Genomic DNA, 25,955 nt, shown 5'->3' on the forward strand with positions numbered 1-25,955 from the left:
AGCTTACGCTCATTTGAGCGATACGTCTAATCTATAAATATAATAATTTTCATTACTAATTTTCATTAATTTGTGTACCAACCACTTAGTAGATTCCCTTCCTGCTTATGCCATCCCACTTAAGTTCAGATTGGAGAAGCATTTGGGGGAATAATCATTATCTTCATCGCCAATAATAACGGTACACCTTAGAGCTATTCATGACTAGTGCGATTTGAAGGAAAGCCCGAAGTAAACACAAAGGCCTGGAGATAATTACTTATCCCAGGCCTTTTTATCAATCTCAAATGCTACTTATGCTTGGTTGAATTGGCAGTCTTATAAACACTAGCGGCATTACGTCCAAACGTTGCTCCGATAACCGTACCATTTTGAACCCCTCGTGTTGATAATCGATTTCACGGATCGGCACATCATAAAACAACTTATTTATCTTGACTAACAAAACTTTCCTTCTTTGTGAATGAACCATTTGAGCTACTCAATGCTCTTAGAGAAAAGAGAGGTGAAGACATGCTAGTGGTAAACGAGGTTAAACTTGCACAAAATGGGGACAAGGAGGCTTTGCTGAAGTTAATCGTAGCCGAGAAAGACGCGTATTATCGGCTTGCTTATTCTTATATGAGGAATGAAGCGGACGCCATGGATGTTCTGGAAGATATGATCGTGAAGCTCTACGAGCAAATCGGTCAATTAAAGAAAAGAGAGTCCTTTTACTCTTGGAGCAAGACCATTTTGGTCAATCGATGCAAGCAGGCGCTGAAAAAAAACAAGAAGGTCATACCGTTAGAAAATCCGCTTGAGGGGAGTAACGGATATAGCAGCCACGCGGAGATGTCTGATTACAGACAAGTGGAGGAGCAAATGGATCTTCAATCGCTAATGGTTCAATTGAACGATGACCAAAGTGAAGCTATACGACTCAGATATTACCTTGATCTAGATTATGGGACGATTGCCGCGTTGACTCGCGTTTCACCGGGAACAGTCAAATCAAGAATTTTCGAGGGATTGAAGAAGCTGAGAACGTTATATGGGAGGAATTGAGATGAGCAACGTTGAAGAGCGGTTATGGGAAGAGAAAGCGCGCCTATGTGAACTTTCCGCACCTGATGTGCTGGAAGCGAGATTGAGAAAGGCATTGAACGCCGCAGCCCCGAGAAGAAAAACGATACGGAACGTAAAAAGCGGTTGGAGAATCGCTGTGGCAGTCCTTGCGCTAATGCTGTTCGCGGGCAACCAATATCATGCGTTAGCCTATTACGGCAAGACACTGCTGGGTTTCAACGGAGTCGTAAACGGCACTCTTGGCGACTTGAACAATCAAGGGAAGGGTCAGCCTCTTGACGAGCAAGTTCAACTCGCAAACGGATCATTGCTTACTCTCAACGGCCTTATGTCAGATGATAATCAGATTATCTTATTCTATACCTTAAGCAATCCGAATGGTTTTCAAAATTACGACAGTTTTGATCCGATTCAGATCAAAGGCTTTCGAACGGATTCCCGATTCGAATCCGGCGGATCCGGGCCAATTGAAGGGCAAACAGAGACAAAAGGCTTCTTGGCTTTTGAGCCGGTCAGTCCTCTTGCTAAGAAACTAACGTTTTCGTACTACGATGAGCCGCCGGTAAAAGATCAAAGACGGGAGAAAGAAGTGACATTCCCTTACCAACCGGACGAAGCGATGACGACCAAGATCAGACAGGTCGTAGAAGTTACGGTTGATGGCCAGTCCATTCATATTGGTACGATCACCGCAACTCCGACGATGACTTTGATCGAGGGTACATCCCAACCGGAATTAGGCATTGGCATGAACGGAATCAATCTGATCGCGAATGGAGAATCGGTACAACAGATTTCCGGCGAAGAGTCGCACCTAACGCATGCCTTTTCCATGCGGTATGGCGCCCTCCCGGAAAATCTTCAATCCGTGCAGCTTATCATTACGAAAACCGGTGATACGGTGCAGATTCCTATTAAGTAAGAAGAAGGGGTAGTTTGTGCAGATGCCTTCGGTTGACATAATCCGGAATGTGCGCAATCGGGAAACTATACAAGACTTTTGTCTTCAAATGCCGTCGAGAGTACAATTAAAGTCGTTGAAAATCCATAAGGGCTGCAAGTATCAAGAAATTGTGCAAGTGATTCTGTCGTCTCGGTTAGCACTTTCAGTAGAAAGTTATAATCTCCACTGATTCGGTAAAGATCGACAATCTCAGGGGATGCTTCGCAGAATTTGACGAAGTCCGGACAGCAATTGGTTTTAAACATAACAAAAGCGGATATATGTTTGCCAAGTTTCTGTGGGGACAATTGCGCACGATAGGCTGTTACGATTCCCTGCTCCTCCAACTTCCGGAGTCTTTCCGTTACAGCAGGCTGCGACATGGCAATAATTTTGCTCATTTCAGAAATAGATATCCTGGCATTTTCATGCATCAACGATAAGATTTTAGAATCAACTTGGTCCAATATAAAATCACCTCACAAAAATATATAAGGTAATAACTAATAAATAACTTAATAAATTAGTTAATACACGTTATTTATATTAATATTACTATGTGTTTTGTATGTTATCAACACTATAATGAAGTCAGGAATAACATGCAAAGGAGAATGAATAGAAATGACATGGATCTTGGATGACCCTATTAATTTGGGCAGCTTACGCCTGAAGAACCGATTAATCATGGCGCCTTTGCAGCAATATAAAGGGACGATTGAAGCGTTTTCCATTGACCACCACATTGAACATTATGGACGAAGGGCCAAGCATGTGGGGCTTGTTATTTTAGAATCAACTGCGATCTCCCCCAATGGAAGACTATGGAAAAATGATATTGGCATATTTACTGATCAGCATGTGGAACCACTAAGAAAAATTGTCGATGCCATCCATGCCCATCAAACTCCAGTATTTATTCAATTGTCTCATGGTGGTAGAAAATCTTCACCCGAAGTTACGAATTCATTAGTTGCACCGAGCGCAATTGCTTTCGACGAGCATTATGGCTCGCCCGAGCCGCTGTCTCTGGCGGGTATTCATACAATCGTAGAGGAATACCGACATGCAGCAAAAAGAGCTGTCGAAGCGGGGTTCGATGGCATTGAAATTCATGCCGCACATGGCTTCTTAATTCATCAATTCCTTTCCCCTCTATCCAATGTGAGGTCGGATGAGTATGGCGGCAATTCGGAGAACCGAGCAAGATTTCTGAGAGAGGTTCTTCTGGCTATCAGGGGAGAAGTCGGACGACAATATCCGGTTACCATACGGGTTTCTGCCACTGACTATTGCTCAGGGGGGTTAACACCTGAGGAGTTGGTGCGGATGCTAAAGACCCTTGAGAATGAATTGGATGCGATTCATGTCTCAACAGGCGGACTTCTCCCTATACAACCTAGTGATGTGCACGCTGGTTATCAGCTGCCGCACGCTGCTGCGATCAAGCAACATCTCAATATCCCGGTTATTGCAGTTGGAAAGATATATACCCGTAGTCTTGCCAACCGTATACTTGAAGACCAATTAGCCGATTGTATTGCCATCGGGAGCCCGCTCTTGGAGGACCCGGATTTTGCGGAATGTTTATTGATAAATCAAGAGCAAGCTTCCACTAACGGATTGTCTCCCAACAGCGGTTCATCGGCCTAGTCAAAGTTCATAAAGATCTGCTGCTTCTCTAGCAAAAAAAGTCTGTTTAAGCCCTCTTCCAGGGATTTACAGACTTTTTTATTTAGGCTTTACTTGCCAGCAAAACTCACCAACTGCGCATTTGCTGTTAGCAATAAGTGAAATTGTTGCAACCTATTGAAATTCGTATTAAACCGAGTATAATACTAGGTATAATAGTTGTCGTTATCTTATTATTCCTTGAAAATACGTTGTGGAACAATCCGGATAGCTTTGATATGATATATGAAAAGCTTTTCACAACATTTAGCAGGTGAATGAGATGAAATCAACGATTAAAGATGTGGCCAAAATGGCCAATGTCTCCATAAGTACTGTTTCACGAGTACTAAATAACCCTGATATTGTAGCCAAGGACAAGCGTGATACAATTTTGGAAGCGATCAAACAGCTGAATTACACACCTAATGCGCTAGCACGCGGATTAATTCACAAGCGCACTCAGACTTTAGGCGTGCTTATTCCTGATATCTCCAACTTATTTTATGCCGAATTGATTAAAGGGATGGAAGATGCTGCGAGAGAGAGCGGCAATAATTTGATTATCTGCAATACAGATAACAATCAGGAACGCAAGAATGCGAGTTTTAGAGTATTAAGTGAAAAGCAAATTGATGGGATTATTTTTACGAGTGAGCCTGTTTTCCCTGACAACTACGAGCTTTTTAAACAATTAGGAGTACCAATTGTGCTCGCAGCAACTCATAGCTTGGAATATGAGATTCCATCCGTAAAAGTGAATGACGAACAGGCTGCATTTGATGCAACCGAATATTTGATACGCCAAGGGCACCATCAAATTGGGATGATTAGCGGCTCTATGCTGGATCCAATATCAGGTTTGCCAAGAATCCAAGGATTTCTTCGAGCATTAAGAACACATGGCATTGATCTTGATCCCGATACCTGCATTGAATATGGAAGTTATCATTTTAATGATGGTTACGAGGCTGTCAAAAGGCTACATAAGAAATTTCCAGAAATGACGGCGGTTTTTGCGACAAGTGATGAAAGAGCACTCGGGTGCATATCTTATTTGCATGAAAACAAAATTAAAGTGCCAGATGACATATCGGTCATCGGCTTTGACAATACAAGGATGGCGGGAATGTGTTTTCCCAAACTGACAACAGTCGCTCAGCCCTTGTATGAAATGGGGCAATTGGTCATCCGGAAACTGGACCTTATGATTAATGGCGAACCCCTGGAAGAGTTAAGAACGTATATGGCTCATTGGATTGAAGAACGAGAGACCGTGTATAACTTAAAGCAATAAATAGGTGGACCTCATGGAAAAGGGATTCAGTTGAACTGCTTCCCTACGTTTTCTGAAAAGCTTTTCAGAGGTTCAGAAGCATGAGAATTCAAATGAAAAAACAATCATTGGGAGGATGTAAATATGTTGAAAAAAACAGCAGCGAACACGGCACTCTTATTATCATTAATTGTGGCGCTTAGCGCATGCGGAAGCAGTACTTCCGGGAACCAAACCGAGCCAGCGAAAGAACAACCCAAGGAAACCGCCAAGGCAACGGAGTCTCAATCACCGACCAATGAGAAAGTGAAAATTGTTTTTAGTCAGGGTGCGGATCAAACTGAGGGAACGAAGAAGTTGATAGCTGCTTTCCAAGCCAAACATCCAAATATTGAAGTAGAAGTACGGAAATTTCCTAATGATTCTTCGCAAATGCATGATCAACTTGTTACTATTCTAGGCGGAAAATCTGCTGAAGTGGATGTTGTCAACCTTGATGTCGTATGGCCGGCTGAATTTGCTCAAGCTGGTTTCCTGCTGCCTCTTGACCGTTTTATTCAGGAAGATAAGGTTGAAACAAGTCAATATTTAAAGGGTGGCATTGATGCTGGCTACTTTAACGGTCAGCAATGGGCACTCCCTCGTTACAATAACGCGGGACTATTATACTACCGTAAAGATCTGGTAAAAGAAGTGCCCAAAACATGGGATGATTTGCTTAAACAAGCGGAACAATTGAAGGGTCAAGGTGGTACGAAATATGGTTTCGTCACTCAAGCTAAGCAATATGAAGGTTTAGCCGTGAGCTTTACGGAACTTGTCGCAGCCTATGGTGGAAACATTATCGATGACAAAGGGAATGTCGTGGTTAATAGTCCTGAAGCTCTTAAAGGACTGAAAAAACTCGTTCAAATTTCCAAGTCTTCTGCCGTTCCTTCGAATTTGAACACTTTTACTGAGAAAGAAACTTTAAATGCCTTTATAGAGGGCAGCGCAGTATTCGCCCGTCATTGGCCGGCACTTTATGCGCAAGCTAATGATCCAAAGGTATCTAAAGTAGTAGGCAATGTAGGCATTGCTCCGCTTCCGGCAGGAGATGCCCGTTCAGCGGCAGCATTAGGCGGTTGGTTGGCGGCAATCAATAAATACTCCAAGCATCCGAAGGAAGCATGGGAATTTTTGAAATTCGCGGTAAGTGCTGAAGGGGAAAAAATTATTGCAGTAAACAGCACACAAACGCCAACCTATTTACCATTGTTTGATGATGCAGATGTTCAAAAGGCAAGCCCATTATTCGCTAGCCGTGATTTTGTCAATAGTTTGGGAAGTGCTATTCCACGTACGATTACACCTCAATACGCAAAGATTTCCAGTGTGATTCAGGTGGAAGTTTCTAAGGCAATCGCAGGCGAGCAGACGCCGGAACAGACGCTTTCCAATTTGGAAAGCCAGATCAAGCAAGCTGTCAGCAAGTAGGACCAAATAAAGAAGGGTCTACCGACTATGGAGTGACCCTTCCTTTCTTTCCTTTCATTAGCGTACGAGGTGACTAAGGCAGGTGATACCCGGGATGTTTAACCGCAACAAACGCAGCAAAATGACCAGAGAAGCGCGACTTGCTTATGTATTTGTTTTGCCGGCTGCCATATTGATTGGCGCAATCGCTATATGGCCAGTGCTGCGCTCTATGTGGATCAGTTTATACGATGTACGTTTGAATGATCCAACGCGAAGTGAAATCCATTCGACCTATGCGTTGGATATGGAGAGATATACGCAGACCTTACCCATTTTGCTCCGAACTTTTGATAAAGAAGCATCAGGCAATAAAGATTTGGGCATGAAATTGCAACCGCTAAAAGAGAAGACGGATCAGATTAAGAAAGAATTGGAGACCGACGCTTCTCTAAATGCCAGATATGAAGAGATCGATAAGCTTCTGTATGATTTCAAACCGGTTCCAGATGAAATGAAGTATATCGAATTGAATAATCAGAAGGCAGAGCGCATTCAATCGAGTCTGGACGAGATGCGTAAAAGTTTGCTCCAATTAAAGGAAGCTGGAGCATTACAACGCCCAGATGACGCTATCGGGTTAACTAAAGCGCTACAAGACTCTTTTATTAAACCGAATTTCGTTGGTTTAGGACATTACAAACGATTCATGACGGATGCCCGTTTATGGCATGCTCTTGGAAATACCTCGCTATTCACGGTATATGCCGTATCCATGGAGATGCTTCTCGGCCTGCTGATTGCGATCCTGATCAATCGCACCTTCCGTGGCAGAGGTCTCGTGCGAGCAGCCGTCTTAATCCCTTGGGCGACACCAACAGCCATATCTGCGATGATTTGGCACTTCCTCTACGATGGTCAGAATGGCGTGGTTGCTAAACTTTTTGCGGCAATCGGTGTAATTCCCGATATGAGCACGCTGCTGTCGACCAAGCAGGGAGCACTGTTCTCTATCGTTTTGGCTGATACATGGAAAACCGCACCTTTTGTTGCGCTGCTTTTACTAGCAGGTCTTCAGACGATTTCAAGTTCATTATACGAAGCTGCACAAATGGATGGAGCTAATAAATGGAAGCAGTTCGTACATATTACCTTGCCGTCTCTCAAAACGACATTCCTGGTGGCACTTATGTTCCGTACATTGGATGCGTTCCGTGTTTTTGATCTTATCTATGTTTTAACCGGAGGTGGGCCGGCCAACTCCACGGAATCATTATCGATTTACGCGTACAAAACCATGTTCTCAGAGTTGGACTTCGGTGCTGGATCGGCATTGGCTGTCATTGTATTTATATGTATTGCTGTTATTTGTACAATTTATGTGAAAATATTAGGCGGCGACGTGATCAGCAAACGCGGGGGGTAGAGTGACATGGTTAGGAAAGCGAGCCTGCCTTTTTACGCCGGCTTGATGGTATTTGTTGCAGTCATCATATTTCCATTTCTTTGGGTATTTATAGCTTCTGTGAAACAACCTCAATATTTATACGGTATACATGCTTTCGATGTGTTTGTACCTGGTTATACACTTGATAACTATATCAGTGTGTTTGCCAATCATCCTTTTGGACGATTTTTGCTTAACAGCTTTGCTGTTGCGGGGCTTAGTATGATATTCAGCTTAATCATTGCTTCTTTTGCCGCATATGCGATTGCACGGCTTCATTTTTGGGGGAAATCTGTGTTTTTAGGTGTGTTGCTTGCGGTTTCCATGTTTCCTCAGATTGCAACCATATCGCCCATTTTTTTATTTATGCAAGCTACAGGCTTACGCAACACGTACTTAGGCTTAATTATCCCTTATACGACATTTGCTTTGCCTCTATCCATTTGGTATATGACATCTTTTTTTGCGAAAATCCCATATGAACTCGATGAAGCTGCTAAAATGGACGGGGCGTCAGTCCTGCAAACTTTTTGGAAAGTATTGCTGCCCTTAGCTTCTCCCGGTCTATTTACAACAGCAATCATTGTTTTTGTTGATGCGTGGCATGAATTTTTCTTTTCACTAACCATCAACACGAAAGAAAATATGATGACAGTTCCGGTAGGTATCGCGATGTTTCAAGGGGAATTCACGTTCCCGTGGGGGGAAATATCGGCAGCTGCCATCATCGTAACAGTACCTATTGTTCTCATGGTTCTTTTGTTTCAGAGACGCATCATTTCTGGATTGACATCTGGCGCTGTCAAAGAATAGCGTACACATAAAAATGTAAACACCGAAGGAGAGTACCATGGACAAACCCAATATTCTATTTATGATTTCACATGATACAGGCAGATATTTAGGTAGTTACGGCAAGCAAGTAGAAACTCCAAATCTGGATAATCTAGCTGAAAAAGGCGTGCGCTTTGACCAGTATTTTTGTCCGGCGCCCCAATGCAGTCCTAGTAGAGGAAGCATATTGACTGGCTTATACCCGCATAACCACGGCATGATCGGCTTGGCTCACCTTGGATTTTCTATGCATCCGGATGTGACCACTCTGCCTAAAGAGCTTCAAAAACACGGATACGAAACCTCATTAATCGGTTTTAGCCATGAAACGATTGATGAGCCGGATAGCAGGCTTACTTCCTCAACGTATAAATTAGGCTACGAACATGTATTACCTGTGCCAGGTGATCGAGGGCCTGATGTTGCGAAAAAAGTTGTCCAATATTTAGAGGAGAAGGCAGCATCTACGGATAGTGGGCCATTCTTTGCCTCCGTCGGCTTTTTTGAGACACATCGTGATTTCGATGAATACGAGGCGATTGCTGATCCGATAGACCGAGTTATTCCTCCGGCTTATTTGCCAGATACACCGAAAGTTCGGGAGGATTTTGCGCTGCTGCATGGATCAGTGAAAATATTGGATCAAAGCATTGGACATATTTTAAAAAGTTTAGCAGATACCGGGTTAGATAAAAATACGCTTGTCATCTATACAACCGATCACGGTATTGCTTTTCCTAGAGCAAAGGGCACCTTGATGGATGCAGGTTTGGAAACAGCTTTAATTATGTACTATCCTGGCCGCATAGAAGGCGGTAAGGTTGTAGGTCAACTGTTGTGTAACGTCGACTTAATGCCAACACTCCTTGAATTTGCTGGAGCAGAATCGCCGAAAGGGATTGATGGTAACAGTTTCTTGCCTATTTTGGATGAAGAGGATGCAAATCAGTCAACCCGCGATCATTTTTTCTCAGAACTCACTTGGCACGACCTGTATCACCCGATGAGGAGCATACGAACGGAGAAGTTCAAATATATCCGTAATTTTGAGGATGGTCCTTCGGTTTATTTACCGCTCGATATTCACCGCAGTCTTTCGGGATTTGCTGTAAGAGAAGCGTATTACGTGCCTAACGTTCCGGAGGAACTATATGATTTGGAAAAGGATCCGCTTGAAACCAGCAACTTGGCTGTTTTACCAGCTTATAAGGAAGTTCTCGAAGAGCTTCGATCGAAAGTGGATGATTGGATGACAGTTACGAAGGATCCACTTCTTAATGGAGAAATAGCAGGCATTGCCGCACCAGAATGGGAAGAGCAATTCGATAATGGCTCTGCCTACTCGTATAAAAGGAAATGATAAGAGATTTAAAAACATCGTTGCAATTGGGCGATGTTTTTTTATTTTGTTAGGAAGCTGCTGTAGCGGGGATTTTAACAAAAGCAATCTTTAAGTATCAAGAGTGAAGATATCCTGCGTATTATTTGGGGGAATTGGGAAACCTTAGGTGTAGATAAGTAGTGTGGTAGATTATTTTGAGCAGTATTAAAGGGTTAACTTACTTTCTCTAGGAGGACAGAACATGTCAGTCACAGTCAAGAAAATAATAAGAGGGATTTCATTAATAAGTGTTATAACTGCAGTGGTTGTTGGTTGCTCGAGTAAATCAGGGGATAGCACGCAAGGAACCGTTTCAGCAACACCTAAGAGCACCAGTGCTGCCTCAGAGGACTTGTTGGCATCGATTAAGAAGTCAGGCAAAATCAGAATCGGCTTGATGGGGACGTACGCACCCTACAATTTTCTCAATGATAAACATGAAGTGGACGGGTTCGATGCCGACGTCGCTAAGGAAGTTGCCAAGCGGATCGGTGTTCAAGCTGATTTCATTACGGGCGAGTTCTCCGGATTAATAGAAGGGCTGCAAACAAGCAAATATGACGCTCTCGTCAGCCAAGTCACCATTACGGACGACCGCAAGAAAACGATGGATTTCTCTACACCCTACATAAAAAACAGCGTGAGTGTCATCGTTAAAAATGATAATACCTCTGTGAAGGCGATTGAAGATTTTAAAGGGAAGAAAATTGGCGTAGGCCTTGGGACAAATGATGAGACTTATTTACGCAACGAAGTACTGCCGAAGGTTGGTACATTTAATATCGTGACCTATAACGATGTGATTACGTCGCTTACGGATTTGAATGCAGGTAGAATCGACGCCACGATCAACAATGTTTTTGCCATTCAACCGTTGGTTGAAAAGAATCATTTTCAGATCAAAACCGTCGGTGCTTCTGTAAAAGATGACTTTGCCGGAATCGCGATTCGTAAAAATAATGCTGAACTCTTAAGTGCATTGAATAATGCGTTGACTGAAATGAAATCAGACGGTGCGTTTAAACAAATATTCCAAAAATGGTTCAAAGTCGATCCTAACATCTGAGCATCAGTGCGTAGGAGGATGCATGCATGGAGCTTGTTTTGCAAAATCTCGACTTTCTGTTAAAGGGTGCGTATTATACGCTGTTGATCACCATGGTGTCGATGTTTTTCGGCTTCATTCTTGCTTTGATTGTGGCGTTTGCTCGTCTAAAAGGGAACATCGTTATAAGGAATATTGCGATATTCTATATTTCTATTTTTCGGGGAACGCCGATTCTCGTCCAAATTTTCATCATCTACTACGGCTTGCCGGATTACGGTATTCGTTTGGGTCCACTTACAGCAGCATTTCTATCACTTAGTCTCAACATAGGCGCTTATTTATCGGAGACGTTCCGAGGTGCCATTCTATCGGTCAGTAAGGGACAGACGGAGGCTGCGATGTCACTGGGTTTTACTCCTTGGCAAACGACCTATAAGGTTGTACTGCCGCAAGCTGCGCGGGTAGCGATACCTCCAATGGGCAACACGTTTATCGGGATGCTCAAGGAAACATCGCTCGTTTCCATTGTTACCGTGACGGAGTTGCTCCGTACGGCTCAGCTTTTGATCGCACAGTATTATATTGCCATGCCCTTTTATATCGCCATTGCCGTCATGTATTGGCTCATGAGCATGTTATTTTCCCATCTGCTGACTAGAGTTGAAAAAAAATTATCTAAGGCGTACTAAAGGTGAGCCGTATGATTGAAGTGAATCAGCTTTCAAAACGCTTTAACGACTTGCAAGTTCTTCAACAGATTGACTTTCAAATGAAGGCCAAAGAAATCGTGGTGCTGCTTGGACCGAGTGGTTCGGGGAAAAGCACGCTGCTCCGTTGTCTCAATGGGCTCGAAGAGCCGGACTCCGGGACAATCCGAATGGGTGATGTCACATGGGATGCCGCTATGGACAGATCCGCGAAGCGGGAAGCCATTAAACGAATTCGGTTAATGAGCGGGATGGTTTTTCAATCATTTCATTTATTTTCCCATATGACGGTACTGCAAAACATTACGGCGGCGCCTATGCTGGTTAAAAATATGAGTGCTAAACAAGCGGCAGAACTTGCAGAAAGATTACTCACGAAAGTTGGGCTTCAGGAGAAAAAGCACGAATATCCCTCACGTCTTTCTGGCGGACAGCAGCAACGAGTAGCGATTGCGCGTTCGTTAGCCATGCAGCCGAAAGTCATGCTCTTCGATGAGCCGACATCGGCGCTTGACCCTGAACTAACCGGCGAAGTGCTTCAGGTCATGAAGGACCTTGCTGTGGAAGGGATGACGATGATCGTTGTCACCCACGAAATGAAGTTTGCGCGCGAAGTTGCAAATCGGGTTATTTTTATGAGCGATGGCGCTATTCAAGAAGAAGGTAGTCCGAGTCAATTCTTCATGCAGCCGCAGACAGAACGTGCTCGTAGATTTCTAAGACAGTTAGGGGATATGTAGGTGTAACGCCTCACGTAATCGCAGTCTTGCGTACAGGAATCAATAAGAAGACAAAGGAGAGGAGAAAAATACCTGTGTCCCATCCCGATGAGCATCATTTAAACACAATTGCGGCAAGAGCACGAGTACTGATGGAAAAAATGAACTTGGATGCGCTTGTGGCTTCGTCTTATGAAAATTTCTATTATCTTTGCGGGCATGAAAGCACGTTTATGTATACATTGCGGATGAGCGAAGTCGCTTTAGCTGTCCTATTCCGCGACCCTAGTTCCAAGACAATCATTATCATGAATGACTTCGAAGCGGCTGGTGTATCCAGCGATTTGCCGAATTGTGAGCTGCGAACTTATCCGACTTGGGTAGATGTCGATGATCCGCTCGGTTTGAGGGGGGGCAAGTATGAAGGAAAACGACCAACAGGTCATCAGGCGCAGGAAATGTTCGGTCTGCTCCAGAGCACGCTAGCAGAGTATGGCTGCGAGGCTGGCAGAATTGCTGCCGAACTGAACAATATGCGACATTCATCTGTGGAATCACTGCATCAGGCGGCACCAGAAGCGGAGCTAGTGGAAGCTCAGGGGCTGTTCACGGCACTGCGCACGATCAAAACAACGTGGGAGATCGAGCAACTTCGAGCAGCATGCGCGTTTGCGGAAGCAGGCATAACGGATGCGGTTCAAAGCATTCGGCTAGGCAGCACAGCGAAGGACATCGTGCATGAGTTTCAACTGTCTTTGATGAAAGATGTGAAGGGCTTAGCCGCACGTTTCCATATGATTTCCGTGGGTGCTTCATTTGCGCCTGCTCACCGCTTTGAAACCACCCCCGCGAGAACAGGGGATGTTATCAAATTTGATGTTGGCGTGGATGTGAACGGCTACGGGTCCGACATTGCGCGGACATTCGTTCTCGGCAATCCCTCCGAAACGATTACCCGTATCTACAGAGCATTGAAGGCTGGCCACGACCGCCTTTTGGAAATCGTGGCACCAGGCATCTCGATGCAGGCGGCTTTCGAGGATGCGATGGGAGTGATCCGGCGCTCAGGGCTACCCCATTACAATCGTGGGCACCTTGGACATAGCGCAGGTTTAAGCCTCGCAGCCGAGGAGCCCCCTTTCCTAGGCCCGTTAGAAAGGACATTGTTCCAGCCTGGAATGGTTATCTGCCTCGAAACGCCTTATTATGGTTATGGCATTGGTGCGATGATGATCGAGGATATGGTGCTGGTCACAACGAATGGTTGTGAGCGCATAAATCAGCTTTCCCGAGAGCTCGTTTCGCTGTAGGACTATTGCTGATTCGAAGCACATATGGACTCGTTGCTGGACACTTTGTGCAGCACTTTGCATTGACAGATTTTGAATGACCATGCTAGTATATCAATACATAGTAAACCAATTGGAATAAACGAGATTATGACACTGACCGGAAAATCGAAAGCATGGATGCTGAATCCATGCTTTTTTTCATCCATCATCATTGCGAGTGGAGGGAGGTATAGTACGATTGCAGATTAAACTTTTTCATGAATACGAGAGGTATAAAAATCAGGTTTGGGCACAGCGTTCTTCACATGGGCAGCATAATCTATTTGAGGAACATGGGCATGACTTTATTGAAATGGTTTATGTTGTACAAGGCGAGGGAAGACATAGAATCAATGGAATCGACTATGACATGCGGACCGGGGACGTCTTTATGATTATGCAAGGTGAAATCCATGACTTCCCGGATGTCAAAGATTACAGTTTGGAAATCGTCAATTGCCTGTTTCGGCGAGAATCAATCACTTCTTTGCTGCCGCTACACAAGGATTCCCTATTGGAACTACCATTTATTATTCCTTTCTATAAGGCAAATGAGCGTTTCCCGAGAAAGTTGTCGTTATCTTCAAGTGATTCTACAGAGGTGCTTTCGCAATTAGAGACAATTATTCGGGAATTACTAAGAAATGAGACCGGTGCGAATCTTATTGTCGAACAATTGTTAATCCATCTGATGATTCGTCTGTCGAGAATTGTAAATCGTCAGACCCCTTCACTAGACATTACCAAACCCCTAATTATCGGACATGAGATTCTGGCCCGCAATGTGAATACATACCTCGAAAATAACTTTGAACAAAAAATTACAACGGAAATGTTGGCCAACAAGTTTACGATAAGCCCAAGACATTTGAACCGCATCTTCCGTCAGCAAACAGGCAAAAGCATTATCGAAACCCTCCAGTTGATCCGTATCGAACGCGCCAAGCAAATGCTAACCGACACAAACAGGAGCATTGACTCCATCTCGTCATTTGTAGGCTTCAGCGATCCCTCTCACTTTAACCGATTATTCGCTAGAATTGCAGGTAATACGCCAAGCGGATACCGTAAGAAAGCACGTAAAGATGCCTAATTTGCGAAACCAGGAAGGACATAGTCCTTCCTTTCTTTTCGTCTCGATTAGCAAGATATTTGTCCTGATTGAACAAAATTAATGCCGACTTTTAAGTTAAGATAAGAACAAAGACGATAAAACCTAGTAGAATACTATGTTTTATGATGGGAGATGGATAACATGCAGTTTAACTTGCAGAAACCACTGAAGAAGAGGATTGTTCCAACACTTGCTCTACTGGTACTAAATACGGCTTTATTGACATTAACGGCTTGCGGAGCCCCAGTGTCAACAAAAGGGAAAGATCAGCCAACGAGTGATGCAAGTGGCTCTGCACAGTCGGATCCTGTCCAGGTCAGTATTATGACCATTACGCCAAGTACTCCTCCGGCAGCAGACGACAACATATTAAAGCGTGAAATTGAAAAGCTAACCAATGCCAAGCTGAGTATCCAATGGATATCTAACAATGTTTATAATGATAAATTGAACATTACGCTAGCTTCAGGCCAAATAGCCGATCTGACCTTCATTAGCGATCCATTTAATCAATCCTTTAGAACCCTGGCAAGACAAGGGGCTATCTGGGATCTTACGCCTTATCTGAAGGATTATCCGAATTTGGCGAAAGGAATTCCTGATGTGGCTTGGGAACTGACCAAGTTGGAGGACGGGAAAATTTATGGCATTCCCAGAGGACGTGACGCCAACGATGTCTCATTCCTCATTTTACGCAAGGATTGGCTAGATAAGCTAGGACTTCAGCCGCCTGCAACTACGGAGGAGCTATATCAGGTGTTGAAAGCTTTTGCTGATAAAGATCCGGATGGAAACGGTAAGAAGGATACGTTCGGGCTTTCCACGGATATTGAAACCCTAACGGGGACGTTTCAAGGAATCTTCACAGGAGTAACCGGATCCTGGAAAGAGGCCAATGGCAAATTGAAATATGCACCGTTTCTGCCGGAAACGAGGAACTCCATTGAATATTTAACAAAGTTGTATAAAGAAAAGCTGTTGCCGGAAGATCAGTTGTCCCTAAAGATTACGCAAATACGGGACCTCTACAAGGGGAACAGAGCCGGCGCTGTAATCGACAAGACGGGCACGGGTCCTAAAATATTTGCACCAGACCTCAAAAAAATAGTGCCTACGTATAAAGAAGCCGACTTTTACCCTCTAGCTTCAATTAACGGCTATGTTCCTAAGGGAACTGGTTTCAATGGTATCCTCGCTATTCCGAAGACAGTGCCTGAGGAAAAACTGAAGAGAATCCTGAAGCTTGTCGATACCTGGTTAACGACGGAGGTGTCATCTGTCCAACGCTTTGGTATAGAGGGAGTTCATTATAATGTGAAAGATGGGATTAAGGTTACGATCCCAGAGAAGCTCCAGGCGGACAATGCTTCGGATTTCAATCAAATCGTGAATTCAATCGATCCCGCATTAAACCCTCCTCCTGCTAATCAGGAATTAAAGGACTTGGAAGAACTGAGAGTTAAAGTGGATGCGGAACGTGTCAAAGTGAGTGTGCCGGATATTGGAGTGGGACTGTATTCACCAACGGCCGAGAAGCTGCTCCCTGATTTAGAGAAACGAATTTCTGACCTCAAAGCCAAAATTATTATTGGCCAGGAACCTTTATCCTCATGGGACGCTCTTGTTAAAAAGACGGAAAGCGATCCGCAGTTTATTAAAGCGACAGAAGAAATATCAAATGCATATCAAAAACGAAGAGGAAAATAGGAGGGCTACCCGACCATGGAGAAAGCGGAGCTTTTATGCGAGACACAGCCCGCACAGCGGGCTAGTTCCGATAATTCTAACAAGCGATCCTACTTCCAGAATCTATTCCGTGATATTCGCCGTAATCCTTATCTTTATTTGCTGGCTCTACCCGGTGTTATGTTCTTCCTCTTCTTTAAATACGTTCCAATGTGGGGAGTCATCATCGCCTTCCAGGACTATTCGCCATTTTCGGGTATAACAGGAAGCGCTTGGGTAGGTTTAGAGCATTTTCGCACCTTTTTTGATACACCAGATATTGGTATTTTGCTTCGGAATACTTTGGCTATTAATTTACTTAATCTTGTGTTCTTTTTCCCACTTCCTATTATCATAGCGATCTTGTTGAACGAACTGCAAAGCATGGTATATAAGCGGCTTGTACAAACCGTGCTGTACTTACCTCACTTCTTGTCCTGGGTTATTATCGCCAGCTTGACCTTTACACTCTTTGCCAAAGGGGAAGGCCTCATTAATCATATCCTGGAGGCAATGGGGCGGGAGCGAATTGATTTCCTGACCAATCCGGATATCTTCTGGGTGATGGTGACCTTGCAGTCGATGTGGAAAGAAGCAGGATGGGGGACGATTGTTTTTCTGGCTGCGATAGCCGGTATTGATCCCCAAATTTACGAGGCAGCACGTATGGACGGGGCAGGCAGGCTTAGACAGATGTGGCATGTAACACTCCCTGCATTGCGAGGTGTTATTGTCATTCTCTTGATTCTCCGGCTTGGCGACATTATGGATGTAGGTTTTGAACAGATTTTCCTAATGTACAACGGTGCGGTTTCGCAGGTTGCGGAAGTATTTGATACTTACGTATATCGAACCGGAATACAGCGGGGGCAATTCAGTTACAGCACGGCGGTAGGGTTATTTAAATCGTTGATAGGACTCATTCTCGTACTGATTTCCAATCATATAGCCAAGAGGCTGGGGCAGGGTGGGATTTATTAGGAAAGGGGATTTTCGTTCTGTGAGAAAAATCGAAGCTGGTTTTGGCGACAAGCTGTTTCAAGGTTTTAATGTCATTGCACTTGGAGGGATGGCGTTGATCACATGCTTCCCATTCTATTACGTACTGATCGTTTCTTTATCGGATCCTTCTGAATTTCTCCAGAGGCGCTGGATGCTTTTTCCCAACCATTGGAGTTTTGACTCTTACCATTATTTATTGTCGGCAAAAGCTTTTGTACGATCGGTCAGTAATAGCGCTTTTTTAGCTGTTGTCGGCACTGCTTTATCGCTCGTCGTAACCTCAATGCTCGCCTATGCCCTGTCTCGCCAAAGAATGCGTGGGAGAAGGAAAGTGTTGTTGCTTGTTCTAATTACGATCCTCTTCAGTCCAGGCATTATACCGGCGTATATGTTGGTTCGCCAAGTAGGACTTATTAATAGCATTTGGTCGTTGATTATTCCGGCGCTGGCTAATGGTTGGAGCGTGCTGCTCATGAAGGCATTCTTCGAAAACATACCGGCTGAACTGGATGAGTCTGCATCGATAGACGGCAGCAACGAGCTGCGAACTTGGTTTACAATTATTTTGCCGCTTTCTATGCCGGCTTTGGCTGCTTTTGGCTTGTTTTATGCAGTGGGTTACTGGAACCAATTTTTTTCGGCTCTAATTTATTTGAACGACTCCAGCAAGTGGCCCATTCAAGTTCTGCTTCAGAACATGCTGATCAGTGCAAGCAATACCGATCTTGAAGTCTTTGATGTTTCCACTCAGCCGCCGCCGTCGGAAATGTTGAAAATGGCTGCAGTTATCGTAGCAACAGTACCGATTCTTATTGTGTACCCTTTCTTGCAAAAGCATTTTGCCAAGGGAGCTATGATTGGTTCAATAAAAGGTTGAGTGAGTTATGTAATTGGAGGAAAATGTAATGTCACACAATAGACCTAATATCATCTTTCTGATGACAGACCAACAGCGTTGGGATTGTATCGGAAAATTCAATGAGCATATCAAGACACCAACGCTGGACAGATTGGCAGATGAAGGAATTGTGTTCAGCCAAGCGGTTTGCCAAGCACCTATGTGTGTACCCAGCCGCAGCTCCATGATGTTCGGCTTGTATCCCTCACAGCTTGGCGTACGGACGAATCACGGTGGGCTATACGACGAGGATAAGCTGTCGGTGCAGCCCTTGCCGGAGCTGCTTCGCCGGGAAGGCTATCAGACAGCTGGCTTCGGAAAAACTCATTGGAACCATGGTTTGCGCAACGCCAATCCGTCGACTCGCGGCTTTGAAGTGCGGGCGGTAGGCTTGTCGCGGGATAGCGGTCATTATGAAGAGAATGCTACGATGATGGGAGACCATGATCCCGAAGGGCTCCAAGCTTATTCTGAGGAAACCCGCCCCTATGGAAGCGGGGAAGAGAACGCGCTAGGCTACATCGGCTGCACCAGCCAAGTGCCGATGCACCAGCATCGGGATGGTTGGGTCGCAGAGCAGTGCAAGAGCTTTATCGACAACGGGATCGATCCCTCGAGGCCTCTATTCTTATATCTCTCCTTCCTTAAACCGCATGCGGGCTTCAATGTGCCGAAAGAATTCGAGGATTGGTACCGACTGGAAGATATTCCTGACATTGAACAACCTCCTTGGGAAATGGAGCAACATACACACCTGTCAGAGCCGCAGGATCCAGGAAGAAAAAGCGACAGCGTGTATTGGGATAGAAGAAAAGTATGGGAAGACATGAGCGCGATGGAACGAAGAAGAACCACGCTGCGTTACTGGGCAAATTGCTCTTGGCTGGACCACTATTTCGGACAGGTGCTGGAGGGACTTCAGGCTAAAGGTATACTGGACAATGCCCTGATTGTTTTCGTTTCCGATCATGGGGAAATGCTGGGAGAACGACAATTTCGCTTCAGTAAATACTGCCTGTACGAGAGCAGCGTACGGGTACCGATGATTCTATCTGGCAGTTGGGTGCCGAATGAGAAGCGGGGGACGGTGGACGAACGTTCTGCAGAACTCATCGATCTTGTTCCGACGCTTACGAAGGCAGCTGGAGCGAAGAGCAATCCGCTACTTCCTGGTCTTAATCTGCTCGGCGATAAGCAACGAGTTGGAGCTTTCTGCGAGTTTCATCGCAAGGTAGAGAGCGGTTTATTTGCAGCTCCGGCCTTTATGTGGCGCAAGCAGGATTGGAAGTTAATCCTGTACCTGCCTGGTACCTTGCAGGATGCAGTGACGAGGATGGGTGAGATAAAAGGGGAATTGTATCACTTGAAGGAAGATCCCAACGAGTGGGACAATGTATACCAAGATGAACGCTGGGCCATGACTCGAGAACGAATGGTCACTGAACTTCTGATGCATTTAATGTGTACTTGGACACGCGGGCCTTTCTTTTATGACAACCAGGGTATTCAGGCATTGGGGCAAGATGAGTAAATAAAAAAAGTATTGAATTATAGATTATACCGAGTATAATGATGGGTATAAATGGAATTTAAATATTAATCGACCAGTCTGCTGGAGACAATTTCTTGAGAATATATTTCTTGAGATTTTTGTCTCCATTTTTGTTTGCAGGGGATACCGAGAACCGATTTTATTTTAAAGTACCGGAAGGCAACAGAAAATAAATATGTAAGTTTAGGAAACCGGACCACCGGAAACTGACTTCATCAGTTTCTGGTTTTTTTATTGCCCGAAACGGTATGGAGATGGTGAAACGGTTAGATAAATGAAAATTATTGATTGGAGTGTGGGAACCGTGAGCGAAAAAGAGAGGAAGATTCACCTTAATGTATTCGTACGCATATCAGGCCATCATGCCGGAGGATGGAAGCATCCGGAAGCGGAGCCTCAGCGGGATTTGGACATTGATAAGTATGTGGAGCTTGCGCAATTGGCTGAAAAGGGACTATTCGATTCATTATTTACCGCAGATAATTATTCGGGGACTGGAAGAAGGCTTGAGCCTTTCACCCTGCTATCGGCGCTTGCTGCTGTAACGACAAATATCGGATTAATCGGAACGGTAAGCACCACCTATAATGATCCGTTTCATGTAGCTAGGAAATTTGCTTCTCTGGACTATTTAAGTAAAGGCCGGGCGGGATGGAACATTGTAACAGGGCATTCACCTGAGGACGGGGACAATATTACGAGATGGGGTGGCTATCCGGAGCCTAGCAAACGCTATGAAATCGGCGATGAATTCGTTGAAGTAACGAAGCAGCTGTGGGATAGCTGGGATGAAGAAGGCGCAGAAAGCATCGATGAAAGGCATTTAAAAATCAATCATACCCATATTCATGAGATTGATTTTAAAGGTAGCTATTTTAATGTGAAAGGGCCATTAAACATACCTCGTCCCCCGCAAGGTTACCCTGTTCTTGTACAGGCTGGCTCTTCGGAAGACGGCAAGGAGCTGGCGGCCAAGCACGCAGAAGTCATCTTTACGGCACAGCAGACGCTGGGTGCAGCACAGGAGTTTTATACCGATGTGAAATCAAGATTAGCGAAATATGGAAGAAATCCGAATGATTTGGTCATTATGCCTGGACTTGGCGCGATTGTCGGTGAAACGGAAGCCGAAGCCAAAGATTTGGAAGATGAACTGTTCTCCTTGTTGAATCTTGAGAGCTCGTTAAAACAGGCTTCGCGGTTTTTCTCCGTCGATTTGTCGGAGTACTCCCTGGATGACCTGGTTCCGCTGGATAAGGTGAAGCCGGATGACAAGAATCTTGGGGGCATTACCAGCAGGCGGGAGGTCGTTCTCGACGCCGTGCGCAGAGAAAATATGACGATCCGGCAATTTTTGAACCGGAGCGCCGGGGGACATGGGCATGTAACGTACAGAGGTTCCTACATACAGGTAGCGGATTTCATTGAAACATGGTTGCGGGAGTGGGGAGCTGACGGATTCAATTTGCTGCCGCAGGTGGTGCCGCACAGTTTGGAGATATTCGTAAATAAGGTAATTCCTGAACTGCAAAATCGCGGAATTTTCAGGACAGCATACGAAGGTGCTACGTTGAGGGAAAACTTAGGGCTTGCCCGTCCCGAGAATCACAATCGGAAAATATGGACAGCTAAATACCAGGCTGTCCAGGTAAGCGCAGCCGAGTCGGCAAACTAAATGTAAAAGATAAGGGTGGATGAAATGACTAAAGCTAACCGAAAAGCCCATTTTAATGTATTTATTCGCGAAACCGGACATCATGCCGCTTCCTCCAAACACCCTTCAGTTTTCCCTGATCGAGGATTGGATTTGGGGCATTTTGTTAATCAAGCGCGCATTGCTGAACGTGGATTGTTGGATTCGTTGTTTGTGGCGGATGGCTATGCAGGATTATCCCGTCGATTTGAGCCAATTACTTTATTTTCCGCCATTGCGGCACTGACGAAGCATATCGGCTTTATCGCTACGGTAGGAACTACCTACAACGATCCTTATCATGTTGCTCGGCAGTTTGCTTCGTTGGATCATATCAGCAAAGGGCGTGCGGCATGGAATATCGTCACGGGCGCTCAATCCGCAGCCCACAATTTCGGGCGTGAGGAGCATCCGGAGGTGGAGCAACGGTATAAGGTTGGCGAGGAATTTGTCGATGTTGTTAAGCAGCTGTGGGACAGCTGGGAAGAGGATGCGCTCGTTTACGATAAAGTGACCGACAAGCGTCTTGATACGAACAAAGTTTACCATATTGACTTTCAAGGCGAATATTACAAGGTCAAAGGCCCACTCAACATTCCGCGCCCGCCACAAGGCTACCCGGTACTCGTGCAAGCGGGATCCTCTGAAGGAGGCAAGGAGCTTGCGGCGAGAACGGCCGATGCTGTTTTTACCGCTCAGCAAACGCTTGGTGCAGCGCAGGAGTTTTATGTGGATTTGAAAAGCAGAATGGCCAAATTCGGAAGAACGCCGGACCAACTGCTCGTATTGCCCGGATTGTGCCCGATTATCGGTGATACGGAAGCGGAAGCCAGAGACCTCGAAGAGGAGCTGTTCCAACTGCTGGATAAGCACTCGCTGGATAATCTGTCCCGATTCTTTACAGTGGACTTGTCCGAGTATCCGCTGGATGCTCCCGTGCCAATCGACAAGCTGAAGCCCGCAGAGCTGTTCAGGACCGGAATTACCTCTCGGCGCGACGTCATCATAGATGCCGCAATTAGGGAAAAGTTTACGATTAAGCAATTTGTGAGCCGCAGCGCAGGTGGCCATGGACATATTACGTATACGGGTTCTGTTTTGCAGGTAGCGGATTTTATCGAGAAATGGTTCCATGAAGGCGGAGCGGATGGATTTAATCTGCTGCCTCCTATTTTTCCCGCAGGCTTGGAAGCGTTTGTCGACAAGGTCATTCCGGAGCTGCAAAATCGCGGAATTTTCCGAACCGCCTATGAAGGGACGACGCTCCGCGAAAACTTGGGTCTCGCCAGACCCAGTAACAGCCATAACCAGGTTTGGGCAGCTAATGGGCAAAGGATTGAAAATCCAGTATTTATATAAGAGAAGGAGTACTTCCGATGAAATCCATATCCGTTTCATTCACTGTTTTGTTAGCGGGATGCCTGCTCTTGGCGGCATGCTCCAGCCAGCAGTCTGCACCTGCTGATGCCGCTGGAACTGCTGTCCCGGCAGCGCCGAGTACCGAGACGGTTACCTTAAAGTTTATGTCCAATGGTTCAACGTTCACGAACACCGAGTTTAAAAACCAGATTCAAATACCCGTCCAAAAGAAATTTCCCAATATTAAAATCGAGCGGATCGAGCCTCCGGCAACAACGACATTGCAGGAATTATTTTCATCGGGCACCATCCCTGACATTGTGTTTGCCAGCAACTACAACCCGCTGAAAAAGGTGCAGGCTATTGAGGATCTGCGGCCGTGGATCAAAAAATACAATTTTGATGAAAGTCGAATTAAACCGTATTTAATGGGATATGTCAAAGCGGCTTCCGATAACGGCGAAATCTACGCGCTTCCGTACAACTCCAATCAGCACATTCTTTATTACAACAAGGATGTGTTCGATAAATTCGGGATAGCGTATCCCTCGGATGAGCAAATGACTTGGGAGCAAACATTCGAATTGGCGCGGAAGCTGACGCGGGTAGAGAACGGCGTAAACTACATTGGTCTGGATGTCGAAGGATTGACCGGCTTCTCCAAAAGCCTGGCACTGCCAATTATTGATTCCAAAACCGGCAAATCCTTGTTAACGAGTCCGGAGTGGCTGCGTGTCTTTAATGCAACTAAAGAGACCTTCGATATCCCCGACTTTTTGCCAAAGGACAAAACCAAATATTTGTGGGGCCGCGACGTATTTATGAAGGATCGTACCATGGCGATGAGGCCCGCGTGGTTGGCCAACATGGTAGGACCATTGGAAGAGCTTCGGGAGCAGGGAATCGAATCGAATTGGGATATTGCGCCTGTGCCGAACTTTGAAGACAAGCTAGGCAAAACGAGAGAAGCCCAAGTCCATTCGGTCATACTGACGAAGCAAAGCAAGCATAAAGATGAAGCGTTTCAAGTAATGAGCTATTTGTTATCGGATGAATCCCAGCGGAACATTGCCCGCAACGGCAGAGTTCCAGCGATTATCAATAAGGATTTGGAGAAAGAGTATGGAGCGGAAGTAGGCGTGCTGAAAGGGAAAAAGATTCAGAATATTTTCGCCGGGGAGCCGCTGCAGGATCATACCATTCATGAGTTTGAAGGAGACGTGACCAAATTCGTCACGCAAGCTAACGTGGACCTGGCTAACGGCATGGACGTGAATACGGCTATCCGCAAAGCATCCGAAGCAATTGATAAAGAAGTCGAGCGGTTGAGAAAGAACCAATAATGGAAGCGGATGAGGTGTATGAGAAATGAGTGCTAAGGAAAAAAAACTTCTTCATTTAAATGCATTTTTATACGGTACCGGTCATCACGAGGCGTCTTGGCGGTATCCCGATGCGAAGCCGGAGCTTGGTCTGGATATCCGTTACTCGCAGCAGCTGGCACAGACGGCTGAGCGCGGGCTGATGGATTCCATATTTTTGGCCGACGGCTATGCGGGAAGGTCGAATAAACTGGAGCCGTTCACACAATTGGCGGCCTTGGCGATGGTAACCGAGCATATCGGATTAATCGCGACGGTGGGCACTACCTACAACGAACCCTTCCATGTGGCCCGCAAGTTTGCGTCGCTGGATCATATTAGCGGAGGTCGGGCAGGCTGGAATATCGTGACCGGGGCCCAGTCGGCGGCGTTTAATTTCAGCAGGGAGGAGCATCCGGAGCATTCGGAGCGTTATCATGACGCTGAAGAATTCGTCGAAATTACGAAACGGTTATGGGACAGTTGGGAGGACGATGCACTTGTATTCGACAAGGACGCAGGCATCCAATTCGATAACGGCAAGGTGCATGAAATAAACTTCAAAGGGAGCTACTATTCCGTCAAAGGTCCATTGAACATTCCCCGGCCGCCGCAAGGCTACCCGGTCCTGGTGCAGGCTGGATCTTCGGAGAGCGGCAAGGAACTGGCCGCCAAGACGGCGGAAGTCATATTCACCGCCCATCAAACCATTGAAGGAGCGGCATCCTTCTACGCCGATGTGAAGTCGCGATTGGCGAAGTACGGCCGTAAGTCGGATCAGTTGAAAATATTGCCGGGCTTTAGCCCGATCTTAGCGGATACAGAAGCCGAAGCCCACGAAATTGATGAAGAGCTGAATGGGTTAACGGCGACGGAAGAGGCTGTTAAACGGCTTTCCGTACGATTCGGAGTGGACTTGACGCAGTATCCGATCGATGGCCCGGTACCGCTGCATGCCGCCTTGGAAACGGAGGAAGTTAACGGGCACAAGAGCCGTCATGAGCTAATCGTGGAACTGGCCCGGAATGAACAGTTGACCATTAGGCAGTTGGTTAATCGGCTTGCTGGGGCGCGAGGCCACTTTACCTTTACGGGAACGCCAATTCAAGCGGCCGACGCCATCGAGAATTGGTTCACAAACGGGGCGGCGGACGGTTTTAATATTATGCCGCAGCTTCTTCCGAGCGGTCTTGATATTTTTGTGAACAAAGTAATTCCGGAGTTGCAAAACCGTGGTCTATTCCGGACGGCTTACGAAGGAAGGACGCTGCGGGAGAACCTTGGCTTGGTGCGGCCTGCCAATATTCGCACCGCTTTCGCCAACCCGATTTAGGGGCAGGCATAATACTTGATCAAATCCAAACGATAAAG

22 protein-coding genes are annotated in these 25,955 nt (G+C 45.6%); 21 read left to right on the forward strand and 1 reads right to left on the reverse strand.

The window, feature by feature from the left end; all coding sequences use genetic code 11:
• Positions 1-513: 513 nt before the first annotated feature.
• Both AC58VC_RS16755 and AC58VC_RS16760 read left to right on the forward strand, forming a co-directional pair.
• Positions 514-1,047, forward strand: a complete 534-nt coding sequence (locus AC58VC_RS16755) for an RNA polymerase sigma factor (RefSeq protein WP_497369896.1) — start codon at positions 514-516, stop codon at positions 1,045-1,047.
• Between the two features lies 1 nt (position 1,048).
• Positions 1,049-1,990 carry a DUF4179 domain-containing protein gene (locus tag AC58VC_RS16760; protein WP_497369897.1) on the forward strand — a complete coding sequence of 314 codons (942 nt, stop codon included), beginning with the start codon at positions 1,049-1,051 and terminating at the stop codon, positions 1,988-1,990.
• Between the two features lie 65 nt (positions 1,991-2,055).
• Here AC58VC_RS16760 and AC58VC_RS16765 read toward each other — a convergent pair whose 3' ends face one another.
• Complete coding sequence (locus tag AC58VC_RS16765) at positions 2,056-2,478, reverse strand: Lrp/AsnC family transcriptional regulator (protein WP_497369898.1); 423 nt, start codon at positions 2,476-2,478, stop codon at positions 2,056-2,058.
• Positions 2,479-2,635: 157 nt separating this feature from the next.
• On the opposite strand from AC58VC_RS16765, the gene AC58VC_RS16770 reads away from it, so the two are divergent.
• From AC58VC_RS16770 to AC58VC_RS16860, 19 genes are all read left to right on the forward strand, one after another.
• Positions 2,636-3,664, forward strand: coding sequence for an oxidoreductase (locus tag AC58VC_RS16770; protein WP_497369899.1), 1,029 nt, complete (start codon positions 2,636-2,638; stop codon positions 3,662-3,664).
• Between the two features lie 301 nt (positions 3,665-3,965).
• Entirely contained in the window at positions 3,966-4,979 is a 1,014-nt protein-coding gene (locus AC58VC_RS16775; RefSeq protein WP_497369900.1) for a LacI family DNA-binding transcriptional regulator, read from the forward strand.
• Between the two features lie 123 nt (positions 4,980-5,102).
• Entirely contained in the window at positions 5,103-6,434 is a 1,332-nt protein-coding gene (locus AC58VC_RS16780) for an ABC transporter substrate-binding protein (protein ID WP_497369901.1), read from the forward strand.
• 94 nt (positions 6,435-6,528) lie between these two features.
• Positions 6,529-7,839 (forward strand): carbohydrate ABC transporter permease, encoded by a 1,311-nt coding sequence (locus AC58VC_RS16785; RefSeq protein ID WP_497369902.1) that lies wholly within the window; start codon positions 6,529-6,531, stop codon positions 7,837-7,839.
• Positions 7,840-7,845: 6 nt separating this feature from the next.
• A complete protein-coding gene (locus AC58VC_RS16790; RefSeq protein WP_497369903.1) occupies positions 7,846-8,673 on the forward strand; it encodes a carbohydrate ABC transporter permease in 828 nt (275 codons plus the stop codon).
• A 37-nt stretch (positions 8,674-8,710) separates the two neighbouring features.
• Positions 8,711-10,054 (forward strand): sulfatase family protein, encoded by a 1,344-nt coding sequence (locus AC58VC_RS16795; protein WP_497369904.1) that lies wholly within the window; start codon positions 8,711-8,713, stop codon positions 10,052-10,054.
• Between the two features lie 223 nt (positions 10,055-10,277).
• A complete protein-coding gene (locus tag AC58VC_RS16800; RefSeq protein ID WP_497369905.1) occupies positions 10,278-11,141 on the forward strand; it encodes a transporter substrate-binding domain-containing protein in 864 nt (287 codons plus the stop codon).
• Positions 11,142-11,167: 26 nt separating this feature from the next.
• Positions 11,168-11,812, forward strand: coding sequence for an amino acid ABC transporter permease (locus AC58VC_RS16805; RefSeq protein WP_497369906.1), 645 nt, complete (start codon positions 11,168-11,170; stop codon positions 11,810-11,812).
• An 11-nt stretch (positions 11,813-11,823) separates the two neighbouring features.
• Positions 11,824-12,570, forward strand: coding sequence for an amino acid ABC transporter ATP-binding protein (locus AC58VC_RS16810; RefSeq protein ID WP_497370578.1), 747 nt, complete (start codon positions 11,824-11,826; stop codon positions 12,568-12,570).
• A 74-nt stretch (positions 12,571-12,644) separates the two neighbouring features.
• Positions 12,645-13,859 carry a M24 family metallopeptidase gene (locus AC58VC_RS16815; protein WP_497369907.1) on the forward strand — a complete coding sequence of 405 codons (1,215 nt, stop codon included), beginning with the start codon at positions 12,645-12,647 and terminating at the stop codon, positions 13,857-13,859.
• A gap of 220 nt (positions 13,860-14,079) precedes the next feature.
• Positions 14,080-14,973, forward strand: coding sequence for a helix-turn-helix domain-containing protein (locus AC58VC_RS16820; protein ID WP_497369908.1), 894 nt, complete (start codon positions 14,080-14,082; stop codon positions 14,971-14,973).
• Positions 14,974-15,135: 162 nt separating this feature from the next.
• Positions 15,136-16,701, forward strand: a complete 1,566-nt coding sequence (locus AC58VC_RS16825; RefSeq protein ID WP_497369909.1) for a type 2 periplasmic-binding domain-containing protein — start codon at positions 15,136-15,138, stop codon at positions 16,699-16,701.
• A 15-nt stretch (positions 16,702-16,716) separates the two neighbouring features.
• Positions 16,717-17,700, forward strand: coding sequence for an ABC transporter permease (locus AC58VC_RS16830; protein ID WP_497369910.1), 984 nt, complete (start codon positions 16,717-16,719; stop codon positions 17,698-17,700).
• An 88-nt stretch (positions 17,701-17,788) separates the two neighbouring features.
• Positions 17,789-18,598 carry a carbohydrate ABC transporter permease gene (locus AC58VC_RS16835; RefSeq protein ID WP_497370579.1) on the forward strand — a complete coding sequence of 270 codons (810 nt, stop codon included), beginning with the start codon at positions 17,789-17,791 and terminating at the stop codon, positions 18,596-18,598.
• Positions 18,599-18,626: 28 nt separating this feature from the next.
• Positions 18,627-20,150 carry a sulfatase family protein gene (locus tag AC58VC_RS16840; RefSeq protein WP_497369911.1) on the forward strand — a complete coding sequence of 508 codons (1,524 nt, stop codon included), beginning with the start codon at positions 18,627-18,629 and terminating at the stop codon, positions 20,148-20,150.
• A gap of 295 nt (positions 20,151-20,445) precedes the next feature.
• A complete protein-coding gene (locus AC58VC_RS16845) occupies positions 20,446-21,846 on the forward strand; it encodes an LLM class flavin-dependent oxidoreductase (RefSeq protein WP_497369912.1) in 1,401 nt (466 codons plus the stop codon).
• Between the two features lie 24 nt (positions 21,847-21,870).
• Positions 21,871-23,223, forward strand: a complete 1,353-nt coding sequence (locus AC58VC_RS16850; protein WP_497369913.1) for an LLM class flavin-dependent oxidoreductase — start codon at positions 21,871-21,873, stop codon at positions 23,221-23,223.
• A gap of 17 nt (positions 23,224-23,240) precedes the next feature.
• Positions 23,241-24,566 carry an ABC transporter substrate-binding protein gene (locus AC58VC_RS16855; protein WP_497369914.1) on the forward strand — a complete coding sequence of 442 codons (1,326 nt, stop codon included), beginning with the start codon at positions 23,241-23,243 and terminating at the stop codon, positions 24,564-24,566.
• A gap of 25 nt (positions 24,567-24,591) precedes the next feature.
• Positions 24,592-25,917 (forward strand): LLM class flavin-dependent oxidoreductase, encoded by a 1,326-nt coding sequence (locus AC58VC_RS16860; protein WP_497369915.1) that lies wholly within the window; start codon positions 24,592-24,594, stop codon positions 25,915-25,917.
• Positions 25,918-25,955 lie beyond the last annotated feature (38 nt).

This window comes from Paenibacillus sp. J22R67 (genome assembly GCF_059692175.1).